Source organism: Morganella sp. Je.2.23, from assembly GCF_051129855.1.
Classification (GTDB): Bacteria; Pseudomonadota; Gammaproteobacteria; order Enterobacterales; family Enterobacteriaceae; genus Morganella; species Morganella sibonii.
Window position 1 is genome coordinate 175,548 of the sequence record NZ_JBCPSQ010000004.1, and the last position, 21,693, is coordinate 197,240.

16 protein-coding genes are annotated in these 21,693 nt (G+C 49.6%); 7 read left to right on the forward strand and 9 right to left on the reverse strand.

Annotated features, from left to right (window positions below):
- Nucleotides 1-837 precede the first annotated feature (837 nt).
- The gene (gene proP, locus AAZR23_RS14770) at nucleotides 838-2,340 is read left to right on the forward strand and encodes a glycine betaine/L-proline transporter ProP (RefSeq protein ID WP_046895038.1); all 1,503 of its coding nucleotides are present in this window, start codon (nucleotides 838-840) and stop codon (nucleotides 2,338-2,340) included.
- A gap of 64 nt (nucleotides 2,341-2,404) precedes the next feature.
- Nucleotides 2,405-3,844, forward strand: a complete 1,440-nt coding sequence (gene phrB, locus AAZR23_RS14775) for a deoxyribodipyrimidine photo-lyase (RefSeq protein WP_434693431.1) — start codon at nucleotides 2,405-2,407, stop codon at nucleotides 3,842-3,844.
- On the opposite strand, the gene AAZR23_RS14780 is transcribed toward phrB, so the two are convergent.
- Nucleotides 3,841-5,487 carry a sigma-54 interaction domain-containing protein gene (locus AAZR23_RS14780; RefSeq protein ID WP_434693434.1) on the reverse strand — a complete coding sequence of 549 codons (1,647 nt, stop codon included), beginning with the start codon at nucleotides 5,485-5,487 and terminating at the stop codon, nucleotides 3,841-3,843. The two genes, phrB and AAZR23_RS14780, sit on opposite strands and share 4 nt — an antisense overlap.
- A 703-nt stretch (nucleotides 5,488-6,190) precedes the next feature.
- Here AAZR23_RS14780 and megL point away from each other — a divergent pair.
- Both megL and AAZR23_RS14790 read left to right on the forward strand, forming a co-directional pair.
- Nucleotides 6,191-7,387 carry a methionine gamma-lyase gene (gene megL, locus AAZR23_RS14785; protein WP_004904656.1) on the forward strand — a complete coding sequence of 399 codons (1,197 nt, stop codon included), beginning with the start codon at nucleotides 6,191-6,193 and terminating at the stop codon, nucleotides 7,385-7,387.
- Between the two features lie 242 nt (nucleotides 7,388-7,629).
- Entirely contained in the window at nucleotides 7,630-8,913 is a 1,284-nt protein-coding gene (locus AAZR23_RS14790) for an aromatic amino acid transport family protein (protein ID WP_107680155.1), read from the forward strand.
- A 349-nt stretch (nucleotides 8,914-9,262) separates the two neighbouring features.
- On the opposite strand, the gene AAZR23_RS14795 is transcribed toward AAZR23_RS14790, so the two are convergent.
- From AAZR23_RS14795 to AAZR23_RS14830, 8 genes are all read right to left on the reverse strand, one after another.
- On the reverse strand, nucleotides 9,263-9,595 hold the full coding sequence (locus AAZR23_RS14795) for a helix-turn-helix domain-containing protein (protein WP_004237940.1): 333 nt from the start codon (nucleotides 9,593-9,595) through the stop codon (nucleotides 9,263-9,265).
- A 557-nt stretch (nucleotides 9,596-10,152) separates the two neighbouring features.
- Nucleotides 10,153-10,788 (reverse strand): bifunctional 4-hydroxy-2-oxoglutarate aldolase/2-dehydro-3-deoxy-phosphogluconate aldolase, encoded by a 636-nt coding sequence (locus AAZR23_RS14800; RefSeq protein WP_218427155.1) that lies wholly within the window; start codon nucleotides 10,786-10,788, stop codon nucleotides 10,153-10,155.
- Nucleotides 10,789-10,808: 20 nt separating this feature from the next.
- Entirely contained in the window at nucleotides 10,809-11,771 is a 963-nt protein-coding gene (locus AAZR23_RS14805) for a sugar kinase (protein ID WP_434693437.1), read from the reverse strand.
- Nucleotides 11,771-13,192, reverse strand: coding sequence for a glucuronate isomerase (gene uxaC / locus AAZR23_RS14810; RefSeq protein ID WP_434693438.1), 1,422 nt, complete (start codon nucleotides 13,190-13,192; stop codon nucleotides 11,771-11,773). The genes AAZR23_RS14805 and uxaC overlap by 1 nt, the downstream gene beginning before the upstream one ends.
- A gap of 13 nt (nucleotides 13,193-13,205) precedes the next feature.
- Nucleotides 13,206-14,672, reverse strand: a complete 1,467-nt coding sequence (locus tag AAZR23_RS14815; RefSeq protein ID WP_434693440.1) for a fructuronate reductase — start codon at nucleotides 14,670-14,672, stop codon at nucleotides 13,206-13,208.
- A 67-nt stretch (nucleotides 14,673-14,739) separates the two neighbouring features.
- Nucleotides 14,740-15,924 (reverse strand): mannonate dehydratase, encoded by a 1,185-nt coding sequence (uxuA, locus tag AAZR23_RS14820; RefSeq protein ID WP_046895052.1) that lies wholly within the window; start codon nucleotides 15,922-15,924, stop codon nucleotides 14,740-14,742.
- Nucleotides 15,925-16,245: 321 nt separating this feature from the next.
- Nucleotides 16,246-17,556, reverse strand: a complete 1,311-nt coding sequence (locus AAZR23_RS14825; protein ID WP_166706810.1) for a TRAP transporter large permease — start codon at nucleotides 17,554-17,556, stop codon at nucleotides 16,246-16,248.
- A 21-nt stretch (nucleotides 17,557-17,577) separates the two neighbouring features.
- Nucleotides 17,578-18,081, reverse strand: coding sequence for a TRAP transporter small permease (locus tag AAZR23_RS14830; protein WP_166706809.1), 504 nt, complete (start codon nucleotides 18,079-18,081; stop codon nucleotides 17,578-17,580).
- Nucleotides 18,082-18,339: 258 nt separating this feature from the next.
- Between AAZR23_RS14830 and AAZR23_RS14835 the strand changes: the two genes are divergently transcribed.
- From AAZR23_RS14835 to AAZR23_RS14845, 3 genes are all read left to right on the forward strand, one after another.
- Entirely contained in the window at nucleotides 18,340-19,320 is a 981-nt protein-coding gene (locus AAZR23_RS14835; protein ID WP_046895055.1) for a TRAP transporter substrate-binding protein, read from the forward strand.
- Between the two features lie 141 nt (nucleotides 19,321-19,461).
- Entirely contained in the window at nucleotides 19,462-20,223 is a 762-nt protein-coding gene (locus AAZR23_RS14840) for an FCD domain-containing protein (RefSeq protein ID WP_230059774.1), read from the forward strand.
- A 295-nt stretch (nucleotides 20,224-20,518) separates the two neighbouring features.
- Complete coding sequence (locus tag AAZR23_RS14845) at nucleotides 20,519-21,664, forward strand: trans-sulfuration enzyme family protein (RefSeq protein ID WP_166706808.1); 1,146 nt, start codon at nucleotides 20,519-20,521, stop codon at nucleotides 21,662-21,664.
- The last annotated feature ends 29 nt before the right edge of the window (nucleotides 21,665-21,693 follow it).

The window sequence follows — 21,693 nt, forward strand, 5'->3', positions numbered from 1 at the left end:
GAAACCACAATTAAATGGAAAAAAAACGATATATCTTGAAACATTTATGTCTTTCTCAAATTGCCATTGACAGATATCACTTCATGAAACTCATATTCAGCATATAATTCCAAAGTTTATCTTATAATTACGTAAAGAAATCATTGATGGCTGTTATTATGCATTAATGACCAGCAGCACCACCTTCAGAAAAACACATACAGAAAATTGAGAAATAAGATGAAACATACTGATAACATTGTTTGTTTTCTGAATTCGCCTTATATTTTGCTTATATTTAAACCATCGGCACTATCATTTCACTAATAATTTTAAATACATCGGATTTAGATACCCCTGATTACACTTTTAATGCAATAAAATCGCCCCGAAAACATCATTTCAGGATGAGCTTTTTCAAAAAAAACCGCCTTTCCGTTGATTTTTCAGAAAAAAATAACGCTGAATATTTAGTGACAGTAAGACGTTAAATGCCAAATCAGCAATTAAATTCAGTACAAAAAACCGTTAATTTTACAAAAAATACGATTTATGCTAAATTAGGTGACCTCGTTTCAAAACAAAGGTACTTTTTTTGGTTATTACAACGCACAACTTTCCTATTCTCCCTATCCTGTCTGCGGTTTCCTGTGCCGTCTGCCGTTAGCGCCGCTATACTGATTAATCAATCTATTTAACGGGAAACATGAATACGGGAAAAATTACGTATTTATACTTACCAATTTAGTATTAAACATCTTCTGCTACCGATGAATTCACTATCATACAAAAAGTCGTTGTGGGTTTGAGTGAATCTCAGTCACGTGAATCCCCGTCATAAAACAAAAGGATACAACGATGAGACGCAAGAAAACAAAACAAAAACCTTTAAATATCAATGATATTACTATTATTGATGATGGAAAATTAAAGAAAGCTATCACCGCTGCCTCACTGGGTAATGCCATGGAGTGGTTTGACTTCGGGGTCTACGGCTTCCTGGCGTATGTGCTGGGTCAGGTCTTCTTCCCTTCCGCCTCCCCGGGTATACAGATGATCGCGGCGTTAGCCACGTTCTCCGTACCGTTTCTGGTGCGTCCGCTGGGCGGGGTATTTTTCGGTATCATGGGCGATAAATTCGGCCGCCAGAAAGTCCTTTCTGTCACCATCATTATTATGGCCATCAGTACTTTCTGTATCGGTCTGATTCCGTCTTATGAAAGTATCGGGATCTGGGCACCGGTTCTGCTGCTGCTGGCAAAACTGGCTCAGGGTTTCTCCGTGGGCGGTGAGTATTCCGGTGCAGCTATCTTTGTAGCGGAATATTCACCGGATCGTAAACGCGGATTTATGGGCAGCTGGCTGGACTTCGGCTCAATTGCCGGTTTCGTCTGCGGTGCCGGTGTGGTGGTTCTGATCTCCAGTATTCTCGGCGAAGCAGCATTCCATGAGTGGGGCTGGCGTATCCCGTTCTTCCTGGCACTGCCGCTGGGCGTCATCGGCCTGTATCTGCGTCATGCCCTGGAAGAAACACCGGCTTTCCAGCAGCATGTTGAGGATATGAAAAGTGCCAACCCTGAAACCGGCGAAGATAAGCCACGGGTTTCACTGCGCAGCATTGCCTCACAATACGGTAAGGGTCTGATGATCTGTGTCGGACTGGTCATTGCCACCAACGTCACGTATTACATGCTGCTGACCTATATGCCGAGCTATCTGTCGCATAACCTGAATTACAGCGCGGATCACGGTGTGCTGATTATTATCGCGATCATGATTGGTATGCTGTTTGTACAGCCGCTGATCGGAATGATGAGTGACCGCATCGGCCGTAAACCGTTTGTTCTCGCGGGCAGTATCGGGTTATTTTTCCTTGCTATTCCGGCATTTATGCTGATTAATAGCGATGTTATCGGACTGATTTTCTTAGGGTTGCTGATCCTGGCGGTTCTGCTGAACTGCTTTACCGGCGTGATGGCATCTATTTTGCCGGCCATCTTCCCGACAAAAATCCGCTACAGTGCACTGGCTATCTCATTCAATATTTCCGTGCTGATTGCAGGTGCCACGCCGACAGCCGCAGCCTGGCTGGTCGAGGTTACCAATAACCTGTATATGCCGGCTTACTATCTGATGGTAATTGCGGTTATCGGGATGATCACTGCGATTGTGATGAAAGAAACCGCCAACAAACCGTTACGCGGTGCCACACCGGCGGCATCAGACCGGGCGGAAGCCAAAGAGATTTTACTGGAGCATTACGATAATATTGAACACAAGATTGAGGCGATTGATGAGGAGATTACCGCGTTGCAAAAACGCCGTCAGTCACTGATTGATCAGCATCCGAAGCTGGACTGATGTCCTGCTCAGGCCCGCCTCTCCGGACGCGGGCTTTTTTATTGTTTATGCGGGAGGTAAGACGATGACGGACTCAGCACCGGCGGTTGTCTGGCTGCGGCAGGATCTGCGGCTGACAGATAACACAGCACTTTATGCCGCCTGTCAGGCACACCGGCAGGTAAAACTGATTTTTACCCTCACACCGGGACAGTGGGAACAGCACGCCATGTCTCCGTCACAGCGGGCACTGATTTTCTGTCAGCTGCACACCCTGAACACATCCGCTGCCGCACTCGGGATCACCCTGCATGTGCAGACGTGCAATACCTTTGAGGATGCCGCTGACTGGCTGGCGGAATGGTGCCGGGAACATCGCATCCCCGCCGTGTATGTCAATAAACAGTACGGACTGAATGAACAGCGCCGTGATGCCCGTTTAGCGGATCGTCTGCCGGAAAGCTGCCGTTTTTATGCCTTCGATGACAGTGTCCTGCTGCCGCCGGGAAGCGTAAGCACACAGCAGGGCGGGCTCTACAAAGTGTTTACCCCATTCCGCCGCGCCTTTCTTACCGCACTGATGCAGACCACGGTCCGGGTCTTACCGGTACCGGATGCCAAAGGGCCGCCTGTTTCCCCGGTACCTCTTAATCTGCCGCAGCAGGAACATACTCTTTTTCCTTCCGGAGAAGAGGCCGCACTGCAACGACTGGCGGATTTCTGTCAGAAGCACGCTGCGGATTACAAAACTGAACGGGATTTCCCGGCGATTGACGGCACCAGCCGCATCTCCGCCTATCTTGCCACAGGGATTTTGTCCCCGCGCCAGTGCCTGAGCCGTCTGCGCCTGCACTTTCCGATGGTCGCTGATGAGCCGGAAAGCGGCGCTTATACCTGGCTCAGTGAGCTTATCTGGCGTGAATTTTATCTGCATCAGCTGGCACTCCATCCGGATATCAGCCGCCACCGCCCGATGCAGCGCTGGACAGAGGCCATTGTCTGGTCACCGGACAGCAGCGGGCTGCTTGCCTGGCAGCAGGGAAAAACCGGCTTTCCGCTGGTCGATGCGGCCATGCGCCAGCTGAATGAAACCGGCTGGATGCATAACCGCCTGCGGATGATCACGGCAAGTTTTCTGGTCAAAGATTTATTAACGGACTGGCGGCGTGGTGAACACTACTTTATGTCACAACTGATTGACGGTGAATTTGCCGCCAATAACGGCGGCTGGCAGTGGGCGGCGTCCACAGGCCATGATTCGGTACCGTATTTCCGGATTTTCAACCCGGTCACCCAGGGTAAACGGTTTGACCCGGACGGCAGCTTTATCCGCCGCTGGCTGCCGGAGCTGGCTGATGTGCCCGCAAAATATATTCACACCCCCCATGAATGGGCGGAGAAGAATCAGCGGGAGATTGATTATCCGAAGCCGGTGGTTGATCACCGGATGGCGAGGATCAGAGCTATCGATGCGTATGAAACTGCCCGCCGGACAGCCGCCGGCGGGGATGAAAACCCGGGTTAATCTGCTTTACCTGCTGACCGCCGCACAGTGCTGTAGGTCAGCAGATGTTCCAGATTATAATAACGGGCCTTATTCAGCACGGTCGTGTGAGACATCCCGATTTCGCGGGACACCTTACGGGCTGAACCATAGCGGCGCAGATAATCCTCCAGCAGGCTTTTTTCCTGACGCGCCAGGGACTCTTTCAGGTTGATCTCTTCCGGTACCGGCTGCACCGCAGGCAGCATATCGGCTCTCTGTACCGGATGAGGCCGCTGTACCGGAGAAACCATCACTTCCTCATGCGGCAGCCACAGATCGCCGACGGTAATTTCCCGGCCGGACGCCAGGTGAATCGCCCGCAGAATCACGTTTTGCAGTTCCCGCACGTTACCCGGCCAGGAATAGGCCATTAACTGATGATAAGCGTCCTGAGATAAACTGAGCTGCTTATTCAGTTCCGTCGTGTATTTGCTGATAAAACGCTGTAATAACAGAGGAATATCCGTTTTCCGCTCTTTCAGCGGCGGAATATTAATCGGGATCACGTTGATCCGGTAATAGAGATCTTCACGGAACGATTTGTTCTCGATCATCTCTTCCAGATTCCGGTTGGTCGCCACAATGATCCGCACATCCACCGGGATCTCTTTATGCCCGCCGACCCGGCGGATCACGCCTTCCTGTAATACCCGCAATAATTTACTTTGCAGGATAAGAGAAAGCTCACCGAATTCATCCAGAAATACCGTACCGTGGTTGGCGGATTCAAACAGCCCCATTTTCCCGCCTTTGCTGGCACCGCTGAATGCGCCGCCCTCATAACCGAACAGCTCGCTCTCAATCAGATTTTCCGGCAGCGCTGCGCAGTTAATCGGTGCAAACGGATGAGCACTGCGGTCGCTGGCGTTGTGAATGGCGCGGGCAAAAAGTTCCTTACCGGTTCCGGTTTCACCGCGGATCAGCACAGTATAAGGACTTATTGCTATTTTTTTAGCAAAATCAATAAGATTCATCATGATTCCGCTTTCGCAGATAATGTCATCAAAACTGAACGGCAGGCTTTTATTCACTGATGATGCCATCTGCTGTACAGATCGCAGGCTTTTGAAGGTGATCACCGCCCCCATGACCTGGGACTCTTCACTCAGAATCGGACGGCCGGAACAGATATAGTACAGCTCCCCTTTCGGGGTACTGGTCACCATCTGATAGTGGTCGAAACTGTTGCCGCCGAGCAGTTTGGTGAGCACGGCCTGGTTTTTGCCGCTGAGAATTTTACTGATATTAACGCCGACAATATTTTCCCGCGATATCGAGAAAAAGTCTTCCGCCACTTTATTAAAGTAGTTGATGTTACCCTGATTATTGATACCGATAATACCGTCAGTGGTGGATTCCAGAATCGCCTGTAATTCTTTTTCTTTACGTTCGTAGGGCTGTAATTTGGAACGGGTGACACTGATAACATCAGGATTAAGCAGGAGTTTACTCAGCAGCAGCTTAACATCCCGCTCGCATTCCGCGTTGAATTTGACATAAATTTTGCACGGAAAAACTTCCATGGAATTGATGCTGATTTCTGAGGCCGAAAACTCATTGATGACTTCTTCCACCATGGCGACGCGGTCAATGGTATTAATTAACCATCTATATGCAGACATGTGTTTAGTCACTCCCGGTTAGTGTATGTAGTGCTCTTTTTCACCCACCTACCAGGGTTAACCTATCTTAGGCACTCACTGAAAGGTGAATCAAAAGCGAAATACAACAAAATGGTGCGCAATTAAGGAAAAACCACATGATAAGCAACCTTATCACATAGATTTAATTATTATTTTTTGGTTCAGTTACACTACTTACTATAAACAACTTGAATCAGCTTGTACCCGCCAGATATCTCAATTCCATGAAAAAAGTCGGCCAGACAACGCGTTTACACCCGAACGCATTGAGATCGCAAATCATTAAAAATGCGGTAATTAATAGAATTGATTATTTCTGACGTTGATCATTATCAATCACCGGACGTATCGATTCAGGAAAAAATTTAAAAAGAGATCTGGATCACCCTTCCCTTTTGGGGCTATAATGTGACGCAAGTCCGGTTTTATACCCCAATGTGATTAACCTCACTATCAGAAAGTGGCAACCTACTGTCAACTTTCTTTCCACCTTGTCATTTTTACTTACACTCCGCTTTCCACTTCCTCTGCGTTGTCTTTATCTAAGCTATGCTTTAAAATTATTTATCTCTTTCAATTCAATATGTTATAAAAATAAATCCTGAGTTGGCACGGCTATTGCTTTTATTACTGCAACAACAGCACATGTTGGCATAATAAAAAATTATTCTTTGGAGGATTTATGCACGATTATACGAATAAAGGTTATGACACTAAGATTGTTCACGCTGGCCAACAGGCAGATCCACTGACTGGCGCGTTATCAACCCCAATCTATCAGACCTCTACATTCGTCTTCGACAGCGCAGCACAAGGGGCAGCACGTTTCGCATTAGAAGAAGAAGGTTATATCTACTCACGTTTAGGTAACCCAACTAACGCAGCATTAGAAGAAAAAATGCGTGTACTGGAAAACGGCGAAGCTGCTCTGGCGACTTCTTCCGGTATCGCAGCTATCTCTACCACTATCCTGACTATGTGCGGCCAGGGCGACCATATCGTTGCTTCTGACACTCTGTACGGCTGTACTTATGCTCTGCTGTCTCACACCCTGCCTAAATTCGGTATCGAAGTCACTTTCGTTCGCGCAAATGACCCTGCGAACATCAAAGCGGCAATGAAACCAAACACCAAAATGGTTTACGTCGAAACTCCGGCTAACCCGACTCTGGCAATGATCGACCTCGAAGCAGCGGCAAATGTTGCTCACGAAGGCGGCGCAATGCTGGTTGTGGATAACACCTTCATGTCTCCGTACTGCCAGCGTCCTCTGGAATTAGGTGCAGACATCGTTGTTCACAGTGTGACCAAATACATCAACGGTCACGGTGATGTTATCGGTGGTGTGATTGTCGGTCCTGCTGACTTCCTGGTTCCTGCACGTCTGGTTGGTGTTAAAGACATCACCGGTGGCGTAATGAGCCCGTTCAACGCATGGTTAACCCTGCGCGGCCTGAAAACACTGCACGTCCGTATGGAACGTCACTGCTCTAACGCAATGAAAGTTGCTAAGTATCTGGAATCTAACCCGAACGTGGAAGCTGTATTCTACCCGGGTCTGCCATCTCACCCGCAGCACGAATTAGCGAAAAAACAGATGAGCAACTTCGGCGGTATGATCAGCTTTGAAATCAAAGGCGGTATCGAAGCAGGCCGTAAAGTGATGGATTCTGTTGAGTTATGCATGCTGGCAGTAAGCCTGGGCGATACTGAAACTCTGATTCAGCACCCTGCATCAATGACTCACTCTCCGGTTCCGGCTGAAGAGCGTCTGAAAGCAGGTATCACCGATGGTCTGATTCGTATTTCTGTCGGTCTGGAAACACCTGAAGACATCATTGCTGACCTGGAACAGGCTATTGCGAAAGCAGTTGCTTAAGATCAGAGCGGAAAATTAAGTCTTGCAGTATGTACTCACCTCATTTGCCGTTAACACACAGACGGGGTGAGTACACGAAGCACGCGGAAAAATTCATTGAGAGCCACTCTGAATTCTCTCCGGCGTGCTTTTTAAGTATTTAACAGGTTATTTTTAGCGGTAACAAAAAGAACAACGCAGTGCTGAAATTTTTTAGAAACCATAATCACAATAAATTATTATGAAAACCAAGGGGGCTTAGTATGGCGGACATGACCTCAACCGATAATTCCGCGAAAGCGCTGGGCAAAATACCATTCACAATGTATGACGCCGGCTGGGTTGTGCTTTGTATTGGTATGGCTATCGGTGCCGGTACCGTTGTAATGCCGATTCAGATCGGTCTGAAAGGTATTTGGGTATTTATTTTAGCTTTCATGATTGCGTATCCGGCAACGTATATGTTGCAGAAGCTGTACATGAATACGTTATCTGAAAGTGAAGAATGTGAAGACTACACAAACATAATCACACAGTATCTGGGCAGTAACTGGGGTGTGGCACTGGGGGTTATTTACTTCCTGATGCTTATCCACGGTATCTTTATTTACTCTCTTTCTGTTATTTTCGACAGTGCTTCCTATCTCCATACGTTCGGTGTTACTGAAGGTGTGCTTTCAGATTCACTGATCTATCGTGTCGTTGTTTTTGCCGCGCTGATTTTTATTGCCTCCAAAGGTGAGAAGCTGCTGTTTAAAATCTCCGGTCCGATGGTTATCGTGAAAGTGGGTATCATTGTATCGCTGGGTCTGGTGATGATCCCTCACTGGGATTTCAATAACATCACTGCGTTCCCGCCGATTGCTGACTTTACCCGTGACGTGCTGCTGACCGTCCCGTTTGCTTTCTTCTCTGCGGTCTTCGTTCAGATCCTGAACCCGATGAATATCGCATACCGTAAACTGGAATCTGACAAACGTGTCGCCACCTACCGTGCTATCCGCGCTCACCGCGTGGCCTATATCACCCTGGTGACTATCATCCTGTTCTTCTCATTCTCCTTTACGTTCTCTATCAGTCATGAGCAGGCCGTATCCGCGTTTGAACAGAACATCTCTGCACTGGCCATTGCCGCTCAGGTTATTCCGGGCGCGGTCGTGAGTGTGATGACAACCGTTCTGAACATCTTTGCGGTTCTGACAGCATTCTTTGGTATCTATCTGGGCTTCCAGGAATCAGTGAAAGGTCTTGCGATTAACATCCTTTCCCGTTTCATGGATAAAGAAAAAATCAACCACACGTTATTAAACATCTGTATCTCTGTCTTCATCGTTGCATTACTGACTGCATGGGTGTCCACAGGGTTCTCAGTGGTTGTCTTCTTCCAGATCGGTAGTCCGTTATACGCTATCGTTTCCTGCTTAATTCCTGTTTACCTGGTATTCCGTGTCGCGAAACTGAAAAAATTCAAAGACTGGAAAGCCTGGTGTGTTATGGGCTTCGGTATCCTGCTGCTCATCGCACCGTTCTTCAAATACCTTGAGTGACGGGTAAGATAAAACAGGCGATTTGTCAGTGTACGCACTGACAGAAATAAAGTAACACCCCGGAACCGGTCACAATACCGGTTCCGGAAAGTTAAAAAACTCAGCACCGCAGTCTGAATAAAAAAACCTCTGTCCTTCTAACCATATTTATTAAGTTCCTTGATTGGTTAGCATATTGCGGGAGATATCATCTCCCGCTTTTTTTCGTCTGAACACAGCCCCTGACCGGACATATCACCATTCCCGCTGTTTTATTTCCGCCGGATGAGAGACACGGCAAACCCGTACAGTAATCCGCAAATCAGCTGTACTGGTCTGTCTTTTTATTTCAAAACGGAAATTCTGGTAATTAAAAATCGCGCGGAGAAATAATACTGTCCGCAATAAGGCTCATCCGGATTTCCTGAATATCCCCTTCTTCATTTTCATAAAGAATGTCATCCAGTCCGGTTCCGGTCATATTCATTTCCTCAAAGAAACGACCCGGTGTGAGTTTAAAGGCCAGACTGACACGCAGGAGTGTGTCCACATCAATACGATTAACACCCCGCTCATAACGCGAGAGCTGCTGCTGGCTAATCCCTATTCTGTGTGCCAGCTGCTTTGTGGTTAACCCTGCATTGGTCCGGTATTGTCTGATCACCTGTCCGATAGCTTCGGAGATCGCATATTTCTTCATCATTAATCAATAACCCTATAAAGACCATCACTAAAATTCCTTATTTAGCTCACTGATCATAGAAAAAGCACTTAAAACTATAAGTAGTTTATCGTAGATAGGGGCATTTTTGAAAAACCAAAGGATATGCTGTTTGTGAGTACATTACGGGGTAAGTGAGACTGAATGTTTCAGTATATTTCGCCTTTAAAATCATAGCGTAACGCAACAATATGACAAAATATAAATCGATTGAAAGTGCAATGGGTTAGTAGAATAAGTGTTATATACCAAATAATTAGGAAAAAAATATGTTTTCACTCCATTCGAATACAAATACCGAGTTTTTACAGGATGTGAAAAAGTGTGTTTGATCCCACACATCGGATTTCAGAATAATAAGTTAATACATAGTCTTAATATGAATATCAAACAGAACTTAATAAATTAAATTAATGTAAATATTTTGCACGAATAATTAACTTATTTCGGATTTTGTCAAAAATACAGAAACCGGCACGAAAAGCCGGTGACGAATACGGCAGCAGAAACAGGCTCCGCTGCCGGAACAATAAAAATGCTTACTTCACAAACTCACTGGCTTCACGCGCCAGTTTGCCGATGGCTGCCCAGTCTTTTGCTTTGATAAGCGAAGCCGGTACCATCCACGAGCCGCCGCAGGCCACAATCTGCGGGATAGCCAGATAGTCGCGGATATTGTTCAGCCCGATACCACCGGTCGGCATCACCTGTAACTGGTGATACGGCGCCAGCATGGCTTTGATCATCGGAATACCGCCTGACGGCTCTGCCGGGAAGAATTTCACGAAGTCGATACCCAGCTCCAGCGCCTGCTCAACTGCGCTGGGGTTGTTTATCCCGGGAACAATTTGGATATCCATCTGCTGACACGCCTGAACGGTGTTCGGGTTCAGACCGGGAGAGACGACAAACTGTGCCCCGGCGGCTTTGGCCTGACGCACCTGTTCGCGGTTAATCACGGTTCCCGCGCCCACCAGCATATCCGGGCGGGCTTCGCGCAGCAGTTTAATCGCTTCCGCCGCACACTCAGTACGGAAAGTGATTTCCGCCACCGGCAGACCGTTGTCCGCCAGCGCATTGCCTAACGGGATAATATCTTCCGCGTTATCCACGGCGATCACCGGCACAATTTTCAGCTGCCGGAAACGGGTAATCATTGCCTGTAATTCGGACATCTCGTTCTCCTCTTTTCCCGTTAAAACGTATTATTCAGTAAAGTATCGGTGACCGGGCGGGTTGCCGCCTGCGGGATAATCGCCCCTTTGTGCTGAATCACCACTCCCGCAAGCCGGTGCCCCATCCGGGCAGCATGTTCAATATCCGCACCGGTAAGCCAGCCCGCCAGGAAACCGGCGTTAAAGGCATCACCGGCAGAGGTGGTATCCACCACTTGTGTCACCGGCGTGGTGGCAATATTGATGACCGGCGCATCAGTGCGCAGATCACGGTAGTCACACCCCTGAGCACCCGCTTTGATAATCGCCTGTTTCACCCCGGCCTTTGCCAGACGGGCAAAGGTGACGTTACGATCGCTGTCGCCCCACAGACGCGCTTCATCATCATCAGTGACCAGCGCCATATCAGTCAGTGCATACATCGCCTGATAACAGTCACGGGTTTCATTTTCATCCGCCCACAGAGCCGGACGGTAGTTGCTGTCAAACAGAATGGTTTTTCCCTGCTGTGACAGTGTTTTCAGATCATCCAGCAGCCGCAGACGGTCTTCCGGCGGCAGAATGGCCAGACTGATACCACTGAGGTAAACAGCATCCATCTCCGCCATCTGTGCCAGCAGCGCCGGGTAATCCGGATGGCGGACAAGATAACGCGCCGCTGAATCATTACGCCAGTAGAGGAACGTGCGCTCACCCTGTTCATCCAGCTGAATAAGATACAACCCCGGCTGATGATGCGGATCAGTCAGCACATGTGAGGTTTTCACCCCCTCCGCCTGCCAGCGGCTGATCATGCCTTTACTGAGCGGGTCAGTGCCCATGGCTGAGATAAAATTCACCTCAACAGCTTCCCCCGCCGCGCGGGCCAGATAGACCGCGCTGTTCAGGGCATCACCACCATAACGCTGAACCATCTCCCCGAACGGCGCACCGTTGAGTTCAATCATGCACTCGCCGATCAGACCAATGCGTTTCACTGTCATTATTCACCTTTCGCTGCGGAAAAATAACGCTGTGCATTATTGAAACAGATATCACGCACCATCTGCCCCAGCATATTTTCATCGGCCGGAATTTCACCGTTAACCGCCAGCGTACCGAGCATATTGCACAGAATACGGCGGAAGTATTCATGACGAGTATAGGACAGGAAACTGCGTGAATCTGTCAGCATCCCGACAAACTGACTTAACAGCCCCAGTTGTGATAACTGTTCCAGCTGGCGCTGCATGCCGTCTTTCTGGTCGTTAAACCACCAGCCGGAACCGAACTGAATTTTGCCCGCAATACCACCGCCCTGGAAGTTGCCGATCATAGTTGCCAGCACTTCGTTATCACGCGGGTTCAGGCAGTAAAGGATAGTGCGCGGCAGTTCATCGGTTTTATCCATTTCATCAAGCAGACGTGAAAGCGGATAAGCCACCGGCGCGTCACCGACGGAATCAAAACCGCTGTCGGCACCGAGCAGATTAAACATGCGTGTGTTGTTGTTGCGCAGCGCACCGATATGCAGCTGCATCACCCAGCCGCGTTTTGCATATTGCTTACCGAGCCAGACCAGCACTGCCGTTGCAAACTGCGCAGTGGCGGTTTCATCCGGGATTTCCCCGGCAAGGCGTTTCTGCAGAATCACATCCAGGACGGATTCATCCGGCACCGGTGCATAACGCAGGATCTCAATACCGTGGTCAGACGCAACACAACCGTGCTGTGCAAAGTGAACCAGGCGGCGATCCAGTGCGGTCAGCAGATCGCTGAAACGGCGGATATCCACATCGGCACTCTGTGCGAGCTTCGCGATATAATCTGTGAAACCGTCCAGTTCAATTTTAAAAGCGCGATCCGGACGCCAGCTCGGACGCACTTCAATATCAAAACTGTCATCCTGTGCAATCTGCCGGTGGTATTCCAGTGAATCTGCCGGGTCATCGGTGGTACCGACCATATGCACATTCATCTGCTGCATAATGCCGCGTGCGGAAAATTCCGGCTGTGCCAGTTTTTCATTGGCCTCATCCCAGATACTCTGCGCTGTTTCCGGCCCGAATACTTTGCCTGTGATACCGAACGGGCGGCGCAGTTCCAGATGCGTCCAGTGATAAAGCGGGTTACCAAGTGTCATCGGCACGGTTTTTGCCCACGCCTGATATTTCTCATAATCACTGGTGTCGCGTCCGGTGATAAGCGATTCCGGAATTCCTGCCGAACGCATGCCGCGCCATTTGTAGTGATCCCCCTCCAGCCAGATCTGCCCGAGGTTATCAAAACGGCGGTTTTCCGCGATTTCACGCGGGTTCAGGTGACAGTGATAGTCATAGATTGGCATGTCCGCCGCATAGTCATGATAAAGACGGCGGGCGATGTCACTGTGCAGTAAAAAGTCTTCGCAAAGAAACTGTTTCATAAACTCTCCGGAATTACAGTGCGGCAACGGCCTGGCGGGCACCGACATCAAGTAACTGCTGATACGCGCGTTTCACCGCATCAACAAAGCCCTGCTGTTTCGGCAGGTTGTTACCGAAAATGGATTCAATCGCCAGCAGCTCATCCACTACTGTCACAGACAGACCATGTTTCGCGTAAATTGCGGCGAACGTCTCTGCCAGCGGGTCACGCACATCAATTTTATTGCCCTGTTCATCGGTACCACTGATATAACGCATCCAGCCCGCCACGCCCAGCGCCAGATGACGGTAGTCACTGCCGTCTGCGATATGCTGCGCAACCGGGTCCAGCAGGCGCTGCGGAAGCTTCTGGCTGCCGTCCATCGCAATCTGCCATGTCTGGTGTTTCAGGGACGGGTTGGTAAAGCGGTCAATCAGGTTATCCGCATAGGCAACCAGGTCGGTATCTTCCGGCATGGTGAGGGTCGGCGCCTGCTCATCCAGCATCAGTGCGCGGGCGGCTTTGCGGTAATCCGGGTTGGTCATGGTATCGGAAATATGGGCATAACCGCCGAGATAGCCGAGATACGCCAGGAAGGAGTGGCTGCCGTTGAGCATCCGCAGCTTCATTAATTCGAACGGCACCACATCCTGAACAAACTGTGCACCGGCGCAATCCCACTCAGGGCGACCGTTCACAAAATTATCTTCAATCACCCACTGACGGAACGGCTCACAGGCGATAGCACAGTTATCTTCCGTTCCCAGCAGTTGTGCGATTTCAGCCAGCGTTTCCGGGGTGGCCGCCGGGACAATGCGGTCAACCATCGTACACGGGAAAGTGACATTGGATTCAATCCATGCCGCCAGCGCCGGGTCCTGCAACCGCGCCAGGCCGAGCACCGCTTCACGGGCAACATGACCATTCTCACGGACGTTATCACAGGAGAGCACCGTAAACGGCGGTAAACCACGTTCGTGACGGCGTTTCAGTGCCGCCGTGATATAACCGATAGCAGAGCGCGGTGTCTCAGGCGTGGCCAGATCCTGTTTAATCAGCGCATTTTCCGGGTCGAGCTGCCCGGTGGCAGGATCGGTGCAGTAGCCTTTTTCGGTCACGGTCAGGGAAACAATACCGACATCCGGGGAAGCCATTTTCTCAATCACCGCATCAATACCGTCGATCAGCGGGTGCATCGCTTCTTTCATCGAGCCGATAATTTTCAGCTCTGTTTTATCCGCCCCTTTCTCCGCCACGGTATACAACATGGACTGGGCTTTCAGCCCTTCAATCAGTGCCGCATCCTGTGCCGACATCAGGTTAACTTCGCAGTAACCCCAGTCGCTGTCTGTTTTTTCTAATACGTGATGGGTGTACAGCGCCTGATGTGCGCGGTGAAAAGCGCCGCAGCCGAGGTGAACAATACGGGTGGTGAGACGATCAGTCGTCCAGTCAGGACGCGTTGCGGTGATGTCCGCAGTGACAAGATTCTTTTCCATTACAGGCTCCCGGGGAGCAGGCTGCGGAAGAGATCCCGCAGCCCGGCAGGTACAAAGGTATGAGATATTATTTTGTATAGAATGCGCGGTGAATACCCATTTCCAGGCCACGGATTTCAGCCAGCCCTTTCAGACGGCCGATCGCGGAATAGCCCGGATTGGTTTTCTTCTTCAGGTCATCCAGCATCTGATGGCCGTGATCCGGACGCATCGGGATCAGGGACGCTTCCCCGCTCTCACGGCGGCGGTTCTCTTCGGCAGCAACCGCACTGATGACATTATACATATCCACATCACCGGCCAGATGCGCCGCTTCATGGAAGGTATTCGGGTTCTCTTCACGCATCGTTGAACGCAGATGCAGGAAGTAAATCCGCGGACCAAAGGTCTTAATCATATTGACCAGGTCGTTGTCAGCGCGCACACCGTAAGAGCCGGTGCACATGGTGTAACCGTTGGCATCACTGTTGACGGTATCCGCCATCCACTGCATATCTTCAATCGTGGAAACGATACGCGGCAGGCCGAGGATAGGACGCGGAGGATCATCCGGATGTACCGCCATTTTCAGGCCGCACTCTTCAGCAACCGGAATAATTTTATTCAGGAAATACGCAAAGTGCTCACGTAATTTCGCTTTATCGATACCGGCGTAACGTTTCAGGTGCTGGCGGAATTGTTCAAGTGTATAGCCTTCTTCCGCCCCCGGAAGACCGGCAATAATATTGTTTATCAGTTTTTGTTTTTCATCATCCCGCATGGTTTCAAAGCGGGTTTTGGCCTGTGCCAGTTCTTCTGCGGTATAGTCCTGCTCAGCCCCTTCGCGCTGTAAGAGATAAATCTCGAACACCGCAAATTCAATCTGATCAAAACGCAATGCTTTTGAACCATCCGGCAGCTCATATTCCAGGTCAGTACGGGTCCAGTCGAGAACCGGCATAAAGTTGTAACAGACAGTATAAATCCCGCAGGCGGCGAGGTTGCGCAGGGATTGCTGATAGTTGGCAATCCATTTTTCATACTCACCGGTCTGTGTTTTGATATCTTCGTGGATAGGCACACTTTCAACCACGGTCCATTCCAGATGATTGGATTCAATCAGCGCCTTGCGCTTCTGAATCTCGTCTGTGGTCCAGACTTCTCCGTTCGGGATATGGTGCAGCGCCGTTACGATACCGGTAGCGCCCGCCTGACGAATATCAGATAAAGTAACCGGATCTGCCGGTCCGTACCAACGCCAAGTTTGTTTCATACTAAACCTCGTTTATGCTCCGCGAATATCATCACTGTTTATTTGGTTGACCAATTAAATCCCCGGTGTGGCGAGTATTGCTGTCAAACCTTGCTGTCACGAGTACAGCATTGTCATCTTCCTATCAACACAGAGAGACGTCAAGCCTGAAAACAATATTGGTCAACCAATATCACATTTTGTTTTATGATTAATTTATTGTTTTAACTGTAAATAAAATTACATCAAGGGTACGTGTGTTTTTATTACTTTCTTTTCTTAAGACTGGTAAACCAAAAGTGTCACTCATCCGGCAGGACAGATGAGTGACAACACCAATAATTATGATGGTGTATAGTTCAGAACCAACTCAGGCAGCCACAGGCTGAGCTGAGGGAAATAGGTCACCACCGCCAGTGCCGCAATCAGCGCGATATACATCGGTACCAGTGGTTTCAGAACTTTATCAATGCTGACACCACCCACAGAACACCCGACAAACAGCGCACTGCCGACCGGCGGCGTACAGATACCGATAGCCAGGTTGAATGTCATGATGATCCCGAAGTGTACCGGGTCAATCCCCATATCCATGGCCACCGGCAGGAAAATCGGGGTGAAAATCAGTACCGCCGGTGTCATATCCATAAAGATGCCGACAATCAGCAGAATGATGTTAATGACCAGCAGGATAGTCAGCGCGTTATCGGAAATCGCCATCAGACCGTCCGCAATCAGATACGGCAGATCCGCGTTCGCCATCGCCCATGACATCCCCATGGATGCACCGATCAGGAGCAGCACGATAGAAGTGGTCACCGCCGATTCCAGAATAATTTTCGGCAGACGGCTGAAGCTGACTTCACGGTAAACAATCACCGCCAGTACAAAGCTGTAGATGACGGCAATCGCGGAGGCTTCTGTTGCGGTAAAGATACCGGCGATAATCCCGCCCATAATCACCACAATCAGCATCAGTGACGGCACCGCTTTCCAGACCGTAGAGAAGAACATCCCCCACGTCGGGCGCGGAGCGACCGGATAACCGCGTTTTTTCGCGATAATCCCGGAAACAATCATCAGGGACAGTCCCATCAGGATGCCCGGAATATACCCGGCCAGGAACAGTGCGGCAATTGATGTGCCGCCGGAAACCAGTGAGTAAACAATCAGGGTATTGCTCGGCGGGATCAGCAGACCTGACGGGCAGGACGCAATATTCACCGCAGCAGACAGCTCCGGATCATAACCCTCTTTTTTCTGCATCGGTGACATGGTGCCGCCGACCGCCGCCGCAGAGGCCACGGCAGAACCGGAGATAGCGCCGAACAGCATGTTAGCCATAATATTGACGTGCAGCAGCGAACCCGGCAGACGACCGCCGATCACTTTTGCCACATTAATCAGCCGGGCAGCAATACCGCCCTGGTTCATAATGTTACCGGCGAGAATAAAGAACGGGATCGCCAGCAGCGAGAAGTTATCCACCCCTGCCGCCATACGCTGGGCGACAACGGTAATCGCGGAATCGAGCGGCAGCGTCATGGCAATCGCCACTAACGATGACAGGCCGATAGCGAAAGAAACCGGAACACTGAGAACCAGAAGAAACGCAAAGGTGCCGAAGAGCGCGGCAATCACATACCAATCCATAATTAACCTCTCATCGCACCATTAATGGCTGTCAGTCAGTTCAGTATTGGCTGAACCCGGCTGAAAGAGTGAAAAGATATCAACCAGTGCATACATAATCATCAGTAAGCCGCTGATTGGTAAACAGAGATAGATGTAACCCATCTGCCAGCCCAGTGCCGGGGTGATCTGGCCGCTTTCCAGTGTGGAAGCGACCAGCGTGCTGCCGCCGTACACCAGCACAATGCCGGCAAAGGCAATAATGGCAATCTGGATAATGACGCTGACAAACTGTTTTTTCGCACCTGACAGTTTCATAACGAGAAGGTCAATCGCGAGGTGCCGGTGTTGTCCTGTGGTGTAAGCCGCGCCAATCATGGCGACCCACATAAAAAGGTAACGGGCGAGTTCATCTGTAATCGTACTCGGGGAGCTGAGGATATAGCGGGATAACACCTGCCATGTCACACAGAACACCAGGAATGCTGATAAACAGATAGTAAAAACAGCAAGCCCTTTATTAATCAGCGCTACAAGGTTTTTCATTGGCCTTGTCCTTGTTCTTATTTTGGTTAACCAATTTGGCAACTGTCATACCAAATACAAATTTTGCTGTTCGAGCATAGTCTATCCCGCTGAAAACAGTGAGTGACGGCGATCACATTATGATTTGGTTAACCAAAGATTGGGGTTATTTTGTGATAGTGGTCAACCAATGGAGGTTTACCTTTTGACCACTTAGTGACTTGTGATTAAGGTGAGACAACATAATAAGAAGCTCATTTTCCTCCGGAGAACCCTAACGTGAAAAACAGCAAACGTATCCTCAGCACTGTTATCGGCGCGGTATTTGCTCTCAGCGCTACCCAGGCTTTTGCCGCCACCACGCTGAAACTCAGCCATAACCAGAACCGTGATCATGCTGTTCACAAAGCCATGACACAGTTCGCGGATGACGTAAAAACAAAAACAAACGGTGATGTCCGCATCCGTATCTACCCGGACGCGCAATTGGGCAACCAGCGTGAATCCATGGAATTGATGCAGAACGGTGCGCTGGATATCGTCAAATCCAATGCTGCTGAACTGGAAGCGTTCTCACCGGCCTACTCCGTCTTTAACCTGCCTTACCTGTTCCGTGACAAACCACACTACGAAAAAATTATTTACGGTGATATCGGACAGGAAATCCTCGACTCCAGCAAAGACAGCGGATTTGTCGGTCTGACTTACTATGATGCGGGTGCCCGCAGCTTCTATGCCAAGAAACCTATCCGTACCCCGGACGATCTGAAAGGTCTGAAAATCCGCGTACAGCCGAGCCCGACCGCTATCGCGATGGTAAAAGCACTCGGCGGTAACCCGACCCCGCTGGCTTACGGTGAACTCTATACCGCATTACAGCAGGGTGTGGTGGATGCGGCAGAGAACAATATCCCGTCCTATACACTGAGCCGTCACAGCGAAGTCACCAAATTCTTCTCTCTGGATGAGCACACAATGGTGCCGGATGTGCTGGTGATGTCGACCAAATCACTGGATAAGCTGACGCCGGAACAGCAGGCGATTGTGAAGCAGGCTGCCAAAGATTCCGCGCAGACAATGGCGAAACTCTGGGAAGCTTCAGAAAAAGAAGAACGTGCGAAAGTTGAGAAGCAGGGTGTTGAATTTATCACTGTCGATAAAGTGACATTCCAGGATGCGGTAAAACCGATGTATGACGATATTGCCAAATCCAACCCTGAATTATCCAAAATGGCAGATCGCATCCGCGATGTGAAATAATCTTCGCTGTACCTCTCATATAAACCACCCTGTATTATCAATATCGGGTGGTTTATTTTATATTATAGTCATCAAAATCATTTTTGGTTGACCAATATCTGGTAAACTGACTCCGATTTCATTTTATTTATGGCACCGCAGATGACTCAATTTATCGAATCAAAACGTCCTTATCAGGAAGTCGGTCACGCATTGCGTCAGATGATCACCAACATGCATTATGCCGCGGGTGACAAGCTTCCTCCTGAGCGCGAAATTGCTGAGATGCTCAGTGTGTCCCGTACCGTGGTACGTGAGGCACTGATTATGCTGGAACTGGAAAACCTGATCGAGGTCCGTAAAGGGTCCGGTATCTACATTATTGACCTGCCGCACCAGAAAGACAGCGATACGGATAACGGCTCGCTCAATGCCGCCGGTCCGTTTGAACTGTTACAGGCCCGCCAGCTGCTGGAAAGCAATATTGCAGAGTTTGCCGCCACGCAGGCCACGCCAGTGGATATTGCGAATATGCGCAGCGCTCTCCAGCGGGAACGCGACGAACTGAAAACCGGGGAAGATGAAACCGGTGACCGCGAATTTCACCTGGCCATCGCGCAGGCGACCCATAACAGCATGCTGGTGGAATTACTGAAGCAATCCTGGGCATGGCGGGAAAACAACCCGATGTGGCTGAAACTGCATACGCGGATCACCAATAAAGATTACCGCAAAGAGTGGATGACCGATCACCAGGCGATCCTCGCAGCGATGATTAAAAAAGATCCGGCAGCGGCCAAAGAAGCCATGTGGCAGCACCTGGAAAATGTGAAACAGCGCCTGCTGGAGCTGTCCGATGTCGATGACCCGAATTTTGATGGTTATCTGTTCAATTCCTATCCTGTTGACCTGGTCCGGAACTGATCCCGCCACACACATTTTTTACTTTCAGACACCAGAAACCGGGCAAAATCAGCCCGGTTTTTTTGACCGTAAAATAAAAATAATACCCTTATTATTCATAGTGTGATTCACCTCTCATTCATAAAAATGATTCAATTCACTGATATATAACACTTATTTTATAACAGAGAAATTTATTCTCTGCCGTCTGCGGCTGCGTAATTTTTTTAGAAAATTTTTTCTGACTACCTGTGCCACTATCCGGCCATTACAATAACCATTAAATATTCATCGCATATTTTACAGGACACCAACTATGAGTAAGAAAATTGCCACTGTGCTGATCCACGGCGGACAGCAGCAGGATAAAGTCAACCATGCCATTTTTCCGGCGATCACCACCGCCAGTACGTTTGTGCAGACCAGTCTGAGCGAACACGGTGAATACGCCTATTCCCGTGTCAGTAACCCGACCCGCCACGCCTATGAAACACTGCTTGCCGATGTTGAGGAAGGCACTTATGCCACCGCAACGGCTTCCGGTGTGGCCGCCGCGGCACTGGTGCTGAATATTTTCCCGCAGGGCTCTCATATTATTGCGATGAAAGGCGTGTACGGCGGTACTTTCCGTCTGTTTGAACGCGTGGCAAAAGAAAACTGCGGCCATGAGTTTGACTATGTTGATCTCAATGATTTGGCGGCTGTACGCAGCAAAATCAAAGACAATACCCGTATGATCTGGATAGAAAGCCCGACCAACCCGTTACTGGAACTGGTTGATATTGAGGCCGTCTGCGGGCTGGCCAAAGAACACAACATCGTGACCTGCATCGATAACACCTTCGCGACACCGTGGAACCAGAAACCCCTGACGATGGGTGCAGATCTGATCATGGTTTCCTCCAGCAAATATATCGGCGGTCACTCTGATTTAATCGGCGGTGCGGTGATCACCAACCGTGACGACCTCGCGGAAAGACTGAATTTCCTGAAAACCACCACCGGTGCGATTGCCTCACCGTTTGATGCCTACCTCGCCCTGCGCGGCCTGAAAACCCTGGCATTGCGGATGGCGGCACAGTGCAGCAACGCGCAGGCCGTGGCGGAATTCCTGTCCGGTCATGCCAAAATTGAAAAGGTGTTTTATCCCGGTCTGAAAGATCATCCGCACTATGAGTTATGCAAAAAACAGATGCGCACCGGCGGTGCCGTGGTCACTATTCAGCTGAAAGGCGGTCTGACCGAAACCGAAGCCTTTGTGAAAAAACTGCGCTATTTTGTGCTCGCGGAATCGCTGGGCGGTGTGGAAAGCATGGTGAATCACTCAGCAACCATGTCCCACGGCTCCATGAGCCGCGAAGAGCGCGAGTCTATCGGCGTCTTTGACAGCACACTGCGTTTGTCTGTCGGTATCGAAGATATCGGTGATTTACTGGCTGATTTACAGCAGGCTCTGGCCTGACACAGCATCCCTGACCACAATAATAAAAG